Raw genomic sequence first — 14,296 nt, 5'->3', positions numbered from 1 at the left:
TTAGCGAGAGCTAACCTTTATTTTCTCTTTTGAGAAAATCGCTCTTTAACAAAGTGGATCTGTGATTGAAGCAATCAAATTGAATCAGTTTAATTTTATTGTGTTCGATCAAGCGTTTATATCTGGCGATTAATATCGTATTAGTTCTGACTGATAACTTGAACACTGTTTTGGGTTATATGGTCAAGTGACTAAGCGTGCACGGTGGATGCCTAGGCAGTCAGAGGCGATGAAGGACGTTGTAGCCTGCGATAAGGTTCGGGGAGTCGGCAAACAGACTTTGATCCGGACATTTCCGAATGGGGAAACCCACCCGTCATAAGGCGGGTATCTTGACCTGAATACATAGGGTCAAGAGGCGAACCCGGGGAACTGAAACATCTAAGTACCCGGAGGAAAAGAAATCAACCGAGATTCCCTCAGTAGCGGCGAGCGAACGGGGATTAGCCCTTAAGCGTTTTGAGTTTTAGCGGAACACTCTGGAAAGTGTGGCCATAGTGGGTGATAGCCCCGTACGCGAAAAGGCTCTTAATGTGAAAACGAGTAGGACGGGGCACGTGAAACCTTGTCTGAACATGGGGGGACCATCCTCCAAGGCTAAATACTCCTGACTGACCGATAGTGAACCAGTACCGTGAGGGAAAGGCGAAAAGAACCCCTGTGAGGGGAGTGAAATAGACCCTGAAACCGTGTACGTACAAGCAGTGGGAGCGGTCCTTGAGACCGTGACTGCGTACCTTTTGTATAATGGGTCAGCGACTTAATTTCAGTAGCAAGCTTAACCGTATAGGGGAGGCGTAGGGAAACCGAGTCTTAATAGGGCGTCAAGTTGCTGGGATTAGACCCGAAACCGAGCGATCTACCCATGGGCAGGTTGAAGGTTGAGTAACATCAACTGGAGGACCGAACACACGTATGTTGAAAAATGCGGTGATGACCTGTGGGTCGGAGTGAAAGGCTAATCAAGCTCGGAGATAGCTGGTTCTCCTCGAAAGCTATTTAGGTAGCGCCTCGTGTCTCACCTTGGGGGGTAGAGCACTGTTTCGGCTAGGGGGTCATCCCGACTTACCAACCCGATGCAAACTCCGAATACCCAAGAGTGCAATCACGGGAGACAGACGGCGGGTGCTAACGTCCGTCGTCAAAAGGGAAACAACCCAGACCGTCAGCTAAGGTCCCAAAGTTACAGTTAAGTGGGAAACGATGTGGGAAGGCTTAGACAGCTAGGAGGTTGGCTTAGAAGCAGCCACCCTTTAAAGAAAGCGTAATAGCTCACTAGTCGAGTCGGCCCGCGCGGAAGATTTAACGGGGCTCAAACTGTACACCGAAGCTACGGATGCCACTTTGTGGCATGGTAGAGGAGCGTTCTGTAAGCCGTTGAAGCGGAAGCTGTAAGGCACCGTGGAGGTATCAGAAGTGCGAATGCTGACATGAGTAACGATAAAGGGTGTGAAAAACACCCTCGCCGGAAGACCAAGGGTTCCTGTCCAATGCTAATCAGGGCAGGGTGAGTCGGCCCCTAAGGCGAGGCAGAAATGCGTAGTCGATGGGAAGCAGGTTAATATTCCTGCACCTCAGATAAGTGCGATGGGGGGACGGAGAAGGTTAGGCTAGCGCGGCGTTGGTTGTCCGCGTTTAAGGATGTAGGTTTGGATCTTAGGTAAATCCGGGATCCTTTAAGACTGAGATCTGATGACGAGCTCTCTTTTGAGCGAAGTAGTCGATACCATGCTTCCAGGAAAATCCTCTAAGCTTCAGCTTATTTGAGACCGTACCCCAAACCGACACAGGTGGTCAGGTAGAGAATACCAAGGCGCTTGAGAGAACTCGGGTGAAGGAACTAGGCAAAATGGTACCGTAACTTCGGGAGAAGGTACGCCGGTTTTGGTGATGGGACTTGCTCCCTAAGCTGAGGCTGGTCGAAGTGAAATGGTGGCTGCAACTGTTTATTAAAAACACAGCACTCTGCAAACACGAAAGTGGACGTATAGGGTGTGACGCCTGCCCGGTGCTTGAAGGTTAATTGATGGGGTTAGCTTAGGCGAAGCTCTTGATCGAAGCCCAAGTAAACGGCGGCCGTAACTATAACGGTCCTAAGGTAGCGAAATTCCTTGTCGGGTAAGTTCCGACCTGCACGAATGGCGTAATGATGGCCACACTGTCTCCACCCGAGACTCAGTGAAATTGAACTCGCTGTTAAGATGCAGCGTACCCGCGGCTAGACGGAAAGACCCCGTGAACCTTTACTACAGCTTCACACTGAACTCTGAACCTACTTGTGTAGGATAGCTGGGAGGCTTTGAAACGTGGACGCCAGTTTGCGTGGAGCCAATCTTGAAATACCAGCCTGGTATGTTTGGGGTTCTAACCCAGACCCGTTATCCGGGTCGGGGACAGTGTGTGGTGGGTAGTTTGACTGGGGCGGTCTCCTCCCAAAGCGTAACGGAGGAGCACGAAGGTACCCTCAGCATGGTCGGAAATCATGCAATGAGTGCAAAGGCATAAGGGTGCTTAACTGCGAGACAGACACGTCGAGCAGGTACGAAAGTAGGTCTTAGTGATCCGGTGGTTCTGTATGGAAGGGCCATCGCTCAACGGATAAAAGGTACTCCGGGGATAACAGGCTGATACCGCCCAAGAGTTCACATCGACGGCGGTGTTTGGCACCTCGATGTCGGCTCATCACATCCTGGGGCTGAAGCCGGTCCCAAGGGTATGGCTGTTCGCCATTTAAAGTGGTACGCGAGCTGGGTTTAGAACGTCGTGAGACAGTTCGGTCCCTATCTGCCGTGGGCGTTTGATACTTGAGAAGAGCTGCTCCTAGTACGAGAGGACCGGAGTGGACGAACCTCTGGTGTTCGGGTTGTGTCGCCAGACGCATTGCCCGGTAGCTACGTTCGGACGGGATAACCGCTGAAAGCATCTAAGCGGGAAGCCTCCTTCAAGATAAGGTATCACCAGGGCCTCGAGCCCTCTGAAGAGCCGTTCAAGACCAGGACGTTGATAGGCTGGGTGTGTAAGCGTTGTGAGGCGTTGAGCTAACCAGTACTAATTGCTCGTGCGGCTTGACCATATAACGCCAAAGCGGTGTTAGGTTGGCACTGATACGAAACAAGCTAGATATAAACGATCGACACGTTGAACTGATTCAAGAGACTTCAATTAAGTTCGCAGAAAATTGCTCCTGCATTTTCTGCACTTCCGCCATCCATGGCGGGCGGATTCACTTACCTTTTTTGCTTGGCGACCATAGCGATTTGGAACCACCTGACCCCATCCCGAACTCAGCAGTGAAACGAATCAGCGCCGATGGTAGTGTGGGGCTTCCCCATGTGAGAGTAGGTCATCGCCAAGCGCCTAATACGAGAAACCCCTAGCACGCTGTGCTAGGGGTTTTTTCGTCTTAGCGGCTCTGACCTACAGCCGGTATGTGAGAGTAGGGCCACGACGGAAACAGACGAAGCGAAGCTTCGTCCCGGCGGGGCGACTGCGGCGTATACGCCCGCAGGACTTCCATCGCCAAGCGCCTATTCACTTTGACCCCATCCTGGGGGCCATGCGTATTAGGGTGTGAGGCGTTTTGTTATCTTTGTTGCGTGATAATTCAAAGGCTCAATCCGTTTCATTAACGCTTACGCCAAATACGGGCTATCGCTATAATCGGTCGTTTCCATTCATGCTTTGACCGGTGCTTCATGTCAGCCAATTGTTTTGTTCATCTACGCGTTCATTCTGAGTTTTCCGTCGTTGATGGCTTAGTTCGGGTGAAGGCGTTGGCGGCAGAGGCGGCGAAGCAGCAGATGCCTGCCGTTGCGCTTACCGATCAGGTTAACTTCTACGCGCTAATCAAGTTTTACCAAGCCACGATGGGCTCTGGGGTTAAGCCGATCTGTGGTACCGATCTTTGGGTAGAGAATCGGATTGATCCTGCCGAAGAGCCGACTCGGATGACGCTGTTGGTCAAAGATCGAATCGGCTACCGCAATCTGACCGAGCTGATTGCGATGGCTTACCAGCATGGCCAGGGAGTATTGCCCGAGCGTGCCTTAGTTAAGGCCGAATGGATCAAGGATAAAGCGGAAGGGCTGATTGCCCTGTCAGGCGCCAAGGATGGTGAGATTGGTCAGGCGTTATTGGGTGAGCGTCTTGATGATGCTCAGGTGTTGCTGCAGGAGTGGATGGCGGTTTTCCCTGGCGATTTCTTCCTCGAGCTTCAGCGCACCAATCGACCTAACGATGAAGAATGTCTGCACGCCAGTCTCCAATTAGCCGACAGCCTTAACTGCCCGGTGGTTGCGACCAACGATGTCATGTTTATGCAGCCGTCGGAGTTTGAAGCCCACGAGGCTCGGGTCTGCATCAACCAGGGCAGGATCCTCGACGATCCTCACCGACCGCGCCATTACAGCGATCAACAGTATTTCCGTAGCAGCGAAGAGATGTGCGAGCTGTTTGCGGACATTCCAGCGGCCATCAGTAATACCTGGGTCATTGCCCAGCGCTGCAATATCGAGATTGAGCTGGGTAAGTACTACCTGCCTAACTACCCGATTCCGCCTGGGATGACGATGGATGAGTTCTTCATCGATGTTTCCCGTAAAGGCCTGGAAGAACGGCTCGAGAAGATTCTCGACAAGAACGATCCGGACTACGCCGAAAAGCGCAAAGTCTACGATGATCGGCTCGATTTTGAGCTCAAGATCATCATCGAGATGGGTTTTCCGGGATACTTCCTGATCGTGATGGACTTTATCCAGTGGGGTAAGGATAACGGCGTGCCGGTTGGGCCGGGGCGGGGTTCCGGTGCCGGTTCATTGGTGGCCTACGCCCAGAAGATCACCGATCTGGATCCGATCGAATATGACCTGCTGTTCGAGCGCTTCCTGAACCCGGAGCGGGTATCGATGCCCGACTTCGATATCGACTTCTGCATGGATAACCGCGACAAGGTAATCGACTACGTGGCCGAGACCTACGGTCGCGATGCGGTGTCGCAGATCATCACCTTCGGGACCATGGCGGCCAAGGCGGTGGTGCGCGATGTGGCGCGGGTTCAGGGTAAGTCGTTCGGTCTGGCCGATAAACTGTCGAAGCTGATTCCGTTCGAGGTCGGCATGACGCTGGCCAAGGCGAAGGAGCAGGAGCCGGCACTGGTCGAGTTCCTCGACACCAGCGACGAAGCCCAGGAGATCTGGGATATGGCGGTCCAGCTGGAGGGGGTCACTCGAGGGGTTGGTAAACACGCCGGTGGGGTGGTTATCGCACCGACCCGTCTGACCGACTTTGCGCCGCTCTACTGTGACGAGTTCGGCGGCGGCCTGGTGACCCAGTTCGATAAAAACGACGTCGAAGCGGCCGGCTTGGTTAAGTTCGACTTCCTGGGTCTGCGGACTCTGACTATCATCGACTGGGCCTTGAAAACGATCCATCGCCAGCAAAGCAAGCGTGGCGAAGCGCCGCTGGATATCACCACGATCGAGCTTGAAGATGCGCCGATCTATCAGATGCTGCAGGCCGGTGAGACTACGGCGGTATTCCAGCTCGAATCCAGCGGTATGAAGGACCTGATGAAGCGACTGCTACCGAGCCGCTTCGAAGATATCGTGGCACTGGTGGCGCTGTTCCGTCCGGGGCCGCTGGGTTCGGGGATGGTTGATGACTTTATCAACCGGAAGCATGGCCGCGCCAAGCTGTCTTTCCCGCATCCCGACTATGAGTACATGCCGTTGCAGCCGGTGCTGGAGCCCACCTACGGGGTGGTGCTGTACCAGGAGCAGGTCATGCAGATCGCCCAGGTGATGGCCGGCTACTCGCTGGGCGGCGCCGACATGCTGCGCCGGGCGATGGGTAAGAAAAAGCCCGAAGAGATGGCCAAGCAGCGCGGTGCCTTCCTTGAAGGTTGCGAAAAGAACGATATCGACCGTGATCTGGCCGGAAACATCTTCGACCTGGTGGAAAAGTTCGCCGGTTACGGCTTTAACAAGTCCCACTCGGCGGCTTACGCGTTGGTTTCCTATCAGACCGCCTGGCTCAAGCACCACTACCCGGCGCCGTTTATGGCGGCCGTTATGTCATCGGACATGCAGAACACCGATAAGGTGGTGATCTTCATCGAAGAGTGCCGCCACATGGGGCTGACGCTGAAGCTGCCCGATGTGAACAGCGGTGAATATATGTTCACCGTTAACGATGACAACGAGATTATCTACGGCTTGGGCGCGGTCAAAGGTGTTGGTGAAGGCCCGATCGAGGCGATCGTCAGTGCACGAGCCGAGGGTGGACCGTTTGCCGATATCTTTGATTTCTGTGAGCGGGTGGGCGGCAACAACATCAACAAGCGGGTGTTGGAAGCGCTGGTCCACTGCGGGGCGCTCGACGATATCGGCCCTAACCGGGCCGTGTTGATGGCGGCCATTCCTGATGCGGTGAAGGCGGCGGATCAGAAAGCCCGCAACCAGGACAGCGGCATGTTCGACCTGTTCGGCGAGGTGTCGGTGGCCCATGCGGATGCCGGCGATGCCTACGAACCTTACGGCAAGATCGAAGAGTGGCCAGACAAGCAGCGCCTGGCAGGGGAGAAGGATACCCTCGGACTTTATGTGACCGGACACCCGATCGATGAGTACGAAGCCGAGTTGCGCCAGTTCGTCCCTAACCGACTGGTCGACTTGAAGCCGGCCCGGGGTAATCAGCAGAAAATGGCGGGATTGGTGATCGATGTTCGGCTGCGCAAGACCAAGCGAGGGGATACGCTGGCCTTCGTGACCCTCGATGATCGCAGCTCACGAATGGAGGTCACCCTGTTCGGCGACACCTATGAGCAGCATCGTGACTTGGTAGTGAAAGACAAGATTCTGGTGGTTGAGGGAGAGGTTGCCCACGACGATTATTCGGGCCAACTTAAGGTTAAGGCATCACGGGTGCTGGACATCCCGCAGGCTCGAGGGCGCTTTGCATCGGCATTGCAGTTGGAACTTTTTGCCGACTCTGGCGATCTCAAACGCAGCCTGGACGGCTGGTTGCCACAGCATCGGTTGGCGCAGGGCGTTGCGGTGAGAATTCGCTACCAACGCGAGGATGCCGCCGCAGATCTACTGCTGGGTGACGATTGGCGGATCTGCGTTACCGATGAGCTGCTGTGGGAGTTGAAACAACAGTATGGAAAAGAGCGGGTACAGCTGCTCTACGGTGGCTAATGCCCGGCGCCCAAGGTAAACTTGCCGATATTTTTTATCCCGTCAGCCCTGACTAAGCAGTGGGGAGGCGGAGTCTCAGATACAGAAGCCAAAAGCTATGAACCCGAACTATCTGGATTTTGAACAGCCGATCGCCGAGTTGCAGGCCAAGATCGAAGAGCTACGCACCGTCGGCAAAGATTCCGACCTCAATATCAGCGATGAAATCGACAAGCTGGAACAGAAGAGTGTCGAACTGACCGAGAAGATTTTCTCCGATCTGTCCGCCTGGCAGGTGGCCCAGATTGCCCGCCATCCCAAGCGTCCCTACACGCTGGACTTTGCCGAGCTGATTTTCGATGATTTCGATGAGCTGCACGGTGATCGTCACTACGCTGATGACGCCGCTATCGTCGGCGGTATTGCCCGTATCGACGAGCGTCCGGTGATGGTGATCGGTCATCAGAAAGGCCGCGAAGTGAAAGAGAAGGTCAAGCGTAACTTCGGCATGCCGCGTCCGGAAGGCTACCGTAAGGCCCTGCGTCTGATGGAGATGGCCGAGCGGTTCAAGATGCCGATCATGACCTTTATCGACACGCCGGGGGCTTACCCGGGTATCGGTGCCGAGGAGCGTGGCCAATCCGAGGCAATCGCCTACAACCTGGCGGTGATGTCTCGCCTGAAAACGCCGATTATCTCGACCGTGGTTGGTGAAGGCGGCTCCGGCGGCGCCCTGGCGATCGGTGTTTGCGACAAACTGATGATGCTGCAGTACTCCACCTACTCGGTGATTTCACCCGAAGGTTGTGCCTCGATCCTGTGGAAGAGTGCTGATCGGGCCTCCGACGCCGCCAAGGCGATGGGGATCACCTCCGAGCGTCTGCACGAGCTGGGTCTGGTTGATGAAGTGATTCAGGAGCCGCTGGGCGGCGCCCACCGTGATCCGGGCCTGCTGGCTGCGTCACTGAAGAGCCAACTGCTCAGCACCCTGGAGGAACTCGATGGCATGGACACCGACGAGTTGTTGGCGCGGCGTTACCAGCGTCTGATGTCCTACGGCATCAGCTGATACACGGATACCAGGGGCACCATTCGGTGCCCTTTCTTTTTCCGCCCCGTCCATTTTCCAATGCAACTTTCTCCCGAAACCCTACTGCAATCGCTTCAGGCCGAAACCGAGCTTCATTCTGAACTGCCGGTCTGGATCGCCTACAGCGGCGGGATGGATTCCCATGTGTTGCTGCAGCTGGCGATCGACGCCGGCTTAAACCAGTCGGTAAAACTTGGGGCGGTCCATGTTCATCATGGATTGCAGTCAGAGGCAGACAGCTGGGCTGAACATTGTGAAGCGGTCTGCCAGGCTTTGGGTGTTCGTTTCCGACGCTTCGATGCGGGCCTGGCCCCGGGAACGGCGATGGAGGCCAGAGCTCGGGAAGCGCGCTATCGCATCTTCACCGAGCTGATGACTGATGGTGGCCTATTGCTGCAGGCCCATCATGCCGATGATCAGGCAGAGACCTTGATGTTCCGATTACTGCGTGCCGGTGGGGTTCGCGGGCTGGCGGGTATTCCGGCCAGGCGAGCCTTGGGGCAGGGGCGGTTGCTGCGGCCCTTGCTGGATCAGCCCCGGGAGCAGTTACGTCGCTATGCCCTCGACCGAGGCCTGAGCTGGATTGAAGATCCCAGCAATCAGGATCTGACCCATGACCGCAATTATCTTCGCGCCCAGGTGATGCCTGAATTACGCAAGCGCTGGCCTGATCAGGCCAGGGCCTTTGGTCAAAGTGCGTCCCACTGTCACGATGCCCAGTTGCTATGCCAGGACCTGGCTCGCATCGATCTTGAAGCTTGTCGTCTGAGTGGTGGCGGCTTGACCATCGATCCGCTTAAGGTTTTGGCTGAACACCGTCGCTGGAATCTATTGCGCTACTGGCTTCACCAGCAGGGGCTCAATCCGAGTCAGAAACAGCTGGTTCAACTTTGGCAGGATCTGGTCTGTGCCCGCGAAGACGCCCAGCCCTGCTTTGATTTTCCTGGCGTGCGTGTTCGCCGCTACCGCGATGGTCTCTACCGGTTGCTGACAGCCCCGGCCCAGCAGAAGGCGCCAGAGTGGCCGCAACCGCTGTCGTTAGCGGCGGACCAGGCCGTCGAACTGGCACTGCCATTCGGACGGTTGCAACTGGAGCCGGTGGTCGGGCGGGGGTTACGGGTGCCGGATGGGGCGAAGGTCATGGTTGGGCCGCGCCAGGGAGGCGAGCGAATCCGGCTGACCGGACGTGATGGCAGCCGGTCGTTGAAGAAATTGTTGCAGCAGGCTGCGATCCCTCCCTGGCTGCGCGAAAACATGCCGTTGATCTATGTGAATAATGAGCTGGCGGCGGTCGCCGATCTCTGGATCGACGAGGGATTCGCGGCCGGGGTTGGTGAGCTGGGCTGGCGCTTGAAATGGGATTCGACGACCAGGCTGGAAAAGGGGTCAATCTGAGTGAATTCTGATTGTCGATCGAAACGGCTTCAGCTAAACTGTAGCCCCATCTTGAGGTGCCCTGCGCCTCCCGCATTTTACCGTTTTCTATATCTGCAGACAGGTTCCGAATGACGCACTATATCTTCGTCACGGGCGGCGTTGTGTCTTCTTTGGGTAAGGGCATCGCTTCCGCTTCATTGGCCGCTATTCTCGAGGCCCGCGGCCTCAAAGTGACCATGCTCAAGCTTGATCCCTATATCAACGTTGATCCGGGTACGATGAGCCCGTTCCAGCACGGTGAGGTTTTCGTGACCGAAGATGGCGCCGAAACCGATCTGGATCTTGGCCACTACGAGCGCTTTATCCGCACCACCATGAGCCAACGCAACAACTTCACCACCGGTCGGGTGTACGAAGAGGTACTGCGCAAGGAGCGTCGTGGTGATTATCTGGGCGGTACCGTACAGGTGATTCCGCACATTACCGACGAGATCAAGCGTCGCGTGATCGAAGGTGCCGGCGATGCCGATATCGCCCTGGTCGAGATCGGTGGCACGGTCGGTGACATCGAATCACTGCCGTTTATGGAAGCGGTACGTCAGCTGAAGGTCGAACTGGGCCCGCAGCGCGCGCTGTTTATGCACCTGGTGCTGGTTCCCTTTATCGCTACCGCCGGCGAGACCAAGACCAAGCCGGCTCAGCACTCGGTTAAAGAGCTGCGTTCGATCGGTATCCAACCGGATATCCTGGTCTGTCGCTCTGATCACGAAATCCCGGCCGACTCCCGTCGCAAACTGTCGCTGTTCACCAACGTTGAAGAGCGTGCGGTTATCGCGCTGGAAGACGCCAACACCATCTACCGCATTCCGCGGATGCTGCACGAGCAGGGTCTGGACGAGATCATCGTCGACAAATTCCGGATTGAGTGCGCTCCGGCCGATCTGTCCGAGTGGGACGATGTGGTTGACGCCAAACTGAACCCGCACCGTGAAGTCACCATCGCGATGGTCGGCAAGTACATGGAGCTGCTGGATGCCTATAAGTCGCTGATCGAAGCGATGACCCACGCCGGTATCAAGAACCGCGCCAAGGTCAACCTGCGCTATATCGACTCCGAAGATATCGAGCGCAAGGGTACCGGTGTACTGGAAGATGTCGATGCGATTCTGGTTCCCGGTGGCTTCGGCGAGCGTGGTGTCGAAGGCAAGATTCTGACCGTGCAGTACGCCCGTGAGAACAAGATCCCGTACCTGGGTATCTGCCTGGGCATGCAGGTGTCGGTGATCGAATTCGCCCGTAACGTTGCGGGCATGGCCGATGCCAACAGCACCGAATTCAACCCCAACAGCGAACATCCGGTCGTAGGCCTGATCACCGAATGGACCACCGCCGAAGGTGATGTGGAAACCCGTGACGAAGATGCCGATCTGGGTGGCACCATGCGCCTGGGTGCGCAGGAGTGCCGTCTGGAACAGGATTCACTGGCCGCCCAGTGTTACGGCAAAGAGCTGGTGCTCGAGCGTCATCGCCACCGCTATGAAGTCAACAACAACCTGCTGCCGCAGCTGGAACAGGCCGGTCTGAAGATCTCCGGTCGATCCATCGATGGCACCCTGGTTGAGGTGGTTGAAGTGGAGGACCATCCCTGGTTCGTCGCTTGTCAGTTCCACCCCGAATTTACCTCAACGCCCCGTGACGGCCATGGCCTGTTCTCCGGTTTCGTCAAGGCAGCGTTGGAACAGAGCGGTAAGTGATCGAAGGATCCTGCAAGCCGCCGGTTAAACGACTCAAAATTAAGCAAAGACTTGGAGTTATCAGCCCATGACCGCAATTACCGATATCAAGGCACGCGAAGTGCTCGATTCCCGGGGCAACCCGACCGTCGAAGCCGACGTTACCCTGGCTTCCGGTGCCTTCGGCACCGCTTGCGCCCCTTCCGGCGCTTCCACCGGCTCCCGTGAAGCACTGGAGCTGCGCGACGGCGACAAATCCCGTTATCTGGGCAAAGGTGTGTTGAAAGCGGTTGCGGCGGTCAACGGCCCGATCCGTGAAGCGCTGCTGGGTAAGGATGCCTCCGACCAGCGCGCGCTGGACCAGATCATGATCGATCTGGATGGTACCGAGAACAAAGCCAACTTCGGCGCCAACGCCATCCTGGCGGTGTCTCTGGCTGCGGCCAAAGCAGCTGCTGCCGACAAGGGCATGCCGCTGTACGCTCACATCGCTGAGATCAACGGCAACGCCGGTGAGTTCTCCATGCCGGTTCCGATGATGAACATCCTCAACGGTGGTGAGCACGCCGACAACAACGTTGATATCCAGGAATTCATGGTTCAGCCGGTCTCCGCACCGACCTTTGCCGAAGCCCTGCGTGTGGGTGCTGAAATTTTCCACAGCCTGAAGAAAGTGCTGTCGGCCCGCGGTCTGAACACCGCTGTGGGCGATGAGGGCGGTTTCGCCCCGAACCTGGCCTCCAACGAGGAAGCGCTGGTTGTGATCAACGAAGCGATCGCCAACGCCGGCTACAAGCTGGGTGAGGACGTGACCCTGGCGCTGGACTGTGCCTCTTCCGAGTTCTACAAGGAAGGCATGTACGACCTGTCTGGCGAAGGCAAGAAGTTCGACGCCGAAGGTTTTGCCGACTACCTGGCTGAGCTGAGCGCCAAGTACCCGATCGTCTCCATCGAAGACGGTATGGACGAGAGTGACTGGGACGGCTGGGCGACCCTGACCCGCAAGATCGGCGACAAGGTTCAGCTGGTTGGCGACGACCTGTTCGTGACCAACACCAAGATCCTGTCCCGTGGTATCGAGCAGAGCATCGGTAACTCCATCCTGATCAAGTTCAACCAGATCGGTTCTCTGTCCGAAACGCTGGACGCGATCAAGATGGCGCAGGATGCCGGCTTCACCGCCGTAATCTCGCACCGTTCCGGTGAAACCGAAGACACCACCATTGCCGACCTGGCCGTTGCGACCCGCGCCGGTCAGATCAAGACCGGTTCTCTGTGCCGCTCCGACCGTGTTGCCAAGTACAACCGTCTGCTGCGGATCGAGGGCGAGCTGGAAGGCAAGGCGCCTTACAACGGCCGCTCCGAGATCAAAGGACAGGCCTGAGTCGAATAAGGGGAGCTTCGGCTCCCCTTTTATCTGGTTGCCCCTGAAAAGATTCCACCGGTCGTTCCATGCCTAAATTGGAGTCTTTTCAGGGATAACGAACGCGGGCTTATTTTGTTTTGGATAGGTTGAAGCGCGAATGAAGTGGTTGCTGGCCCTGTTGATACTGTTGCTGGCGGGATTGCAGTACCGGCTCTGGTTCGGTGACGGTAACCTGCCGTCGGTTTGGGCATTGCAGGATTCCATCGAACAGCAGCAGGACTCCAACCAGACCTTGATCGAGCGCAACGAGGCGTTACGTGCTGAGGTCGACGATCTGCGCGAAGGCACCTCGGCGATGGAGGAGCGTGCCCGTAGCGAACTGGGCATGATCAAGCGCGGCGAAACCTTCTTCCTGTTACCAGAGCCCGAAACCTCTCAACAATAATCGAGCCTTAGCCAGGCTTCACCCATTAGGTCGTAGTGACCGGAGATTCCCCATTTGAGTCAGTATGATCTCGACTTTCCTCGCGTCCATGGCGCCCCCATCGATGCCGGCGTGATTCGCAGCCTGCCGGAAGATTTTCAGGTCGATGAGCAGCTGGGCTTCGAGCCCTGCGGAGAGGGTGAACACCTGTTTATTTTGCTGCGTAAGCGTGGTGAAAACACCCAGTGGATCGCTCGCCAGCTGGCCAAGCTGGCCGGCATCGAGCTCAAAGATGTCAGCTATGCCGGACTTAAGGATCGCCACGCGGTCACCAGCCAGTGGTTCAGCCTCTGGTTACCGGGGCGCACGGATCCGGATCTGAGTGGTTTGCCCGATTCGGTCGAGATCCTGCAGCGGGCCCGGCATAACCGCAAGCTCAAGCGCGGCGGCCACCGGGCCAACCGCTTTGTGCTGCGGATCCGAGAGCTGGACCAAAGCCTGGTCCCCGAGTCGCTGCTGGAAACAATTCGTGACCGTGGGGTGCCGAACTATTTCGGTGAGCAGCGCTTCGGCCATGATGGCGGAAATCTGGAACTGGCCGACAAACTGCTGGCCGGTGAGATCCGGATCCGCGACCGGCATAAGCGCAGCATGGCGATCTCGGCGGCGCGCTCCTACCTGTTCAACCTGATCGTGGCGGAGCGGATTCGGCGCGGCGTCTGGGATGCCTACCTGGAGGGCGATCGACCGGTGATCCGGGGCTCCAGCAACCTGACCCCAGAAACCGATCCCGCCGAGCTGAGCCGCCAGATCGAAGCGATCGAAACCCACCCGACCGCACCGATGATGGGACGGGGGCGAGCGCTGGTGGAATCGGAGTCGCTGGCGTTGGAAACTGATATACTGCAACGCTTCGAGCACTGGGGTACCGGGCTGGAAAAGCTGGGCCAGAAACGCGAGCGTCGTTCGGTTCGGTTCCTGCCCCGTGAGCTTTCCTGGCAGTGGCTGCAATCGGATCAGCTTCAGCTCAGTTTTGAGCTGCCGCCGGGAACCTATGCCACCAGTGTGCTGCGTGAGATCTGCCGCTATCGGGTAGCGGCAAGTCCCGATTCAGAAACTCAGGGGTAACAC

7 protein-coding genes and 2 rRNA genes are annotated in these 14,296 nt (G+C 56.8%); all 9 read left to right on the top strand.

Going from position 1 to position 14,296, the window contains the following annotated elements; translation table 11 throughout:
* The first annotated feature begins 181 nt into the window (after positions 1–181).
* The 9 genes from ACO05M_RS01115 (at position 182) to truD (ending at position 14,293) form a co-directional block, all read left to right on the top strand.
* Positions 182–3,073 (top strand): 23S ribosomal RNA (locus tag ACO05M_RS01115).
* Between the two features lie 166 nt (positions 3,074–3,239).
* Positions 3,240–3,355: ribosomal RNA gene (rrf, locus tag ACO05M_RS01110) — 5S ribosomal RNA — on the top strand.
* A gap of 340 nt (positions 3,356–3,695) precedes the next feature.
* Positions 3,696–7,196 (top strand): DNA polymerase III subunit alpha, encoded by a 3,501-nt coding sequence (dnaE, locus tag ACO05M_RS01105; protein ID WP_421866831.1) that lies wholly within the window; start codon positions 3,696–3,698, stop codon positions 7,194–7,196.
* A gap of 97 nt (positions 7,197–7,293) precedes the next feature.
* Positions 7,294–8,244, top strand: a complete 951-nt coding sequence (accA, locus tag ACO05M_RS01100) for an acetyl-CoA carboxylase carboxyl transferase subunit alpha (protein WP_421866829.1) — start codon at positions 7,294–7,296, stop codon at positions 8,242–8,244.
* Between the two features lie 60 nt (positions 8,245–8,304).
* Positions 8,305–9,660, top strand: a complete 1,356-nt coding sequence (gene tilS, locus ACO05M_RS01095; RefSeq protein WP_421866827.1) for a tRNA lysidine(34) synthetase TilS — start codon at positions 8,305–8,307, stop codon at positions 9,658–9,660.
* A 110-nt stretch (positions 9,661–9,770) separates the two neighbouring features.
* Positions 9,771–11,396 (top strand): CTP synthase, encoded by a 1,626-nt coding sequence (locus ACO05M_RS01090; RefSeq protein WP_421866825.1) that lies wholly within the window; start codon positions 9,771–9,773, stop codon positions 11,394–11,396.
* A 67-nt stretch (positions 11,397–11,463) separates the two neighbouring features.
* Positions 11,464–12,759 (top strand): phosphopyruvate hydratase, encoded by a 1,296-nt coding sequence (eno, locus tag ACO05M_RS01085; RefSeq protein ID WP_114694964.1) that lies wholly within the window; start codon positions 11,464–11,466, stop codon positions 12,757–12,759.
* Between the two features lie 139 nt (positions 12,760–12,898).
* A complete protein-coding gene (ftsB, locus tag ACO05M_RS01080) occupies positions 12,899–13,186 on the top strand; it encodes a cell division protein FtsB (protein WP_421866823.1) in 288 nt (95 codons plus the stop codon).
* Positions 13,187–13,240: 54 nt separating this feature from the next.
* Complete coding sequence (gene truD, locus ACO05M_RS01075; protein ID WP_421866821.1) at positions 13,241–14,293, top strand: tRNA pseudouridine(13) synthase TruD; 1,053 nt, start codon at positions 13,241–13,243, stop codon at positions 14,291–14,293.
* The last annotated feature ends 3 nt before the right edge of the window (positions 14,294–14,296 follow it).

It is taken from the genome of Motiliproteus sp., from assembly GCF_965230735.1.
In the GTDB taxonomy this organism is placed as follows: Bacteria; Pseudomonadota; Gammaproteobacteria; order Pseudomonadales; family Balneatricaceae; genus Motiliproteus.
The sequence above is the reverse complement of the archived record's forward strand: the minus strand, read 5'-3'. Positions and strand labels throughout refer to the sequence as shown.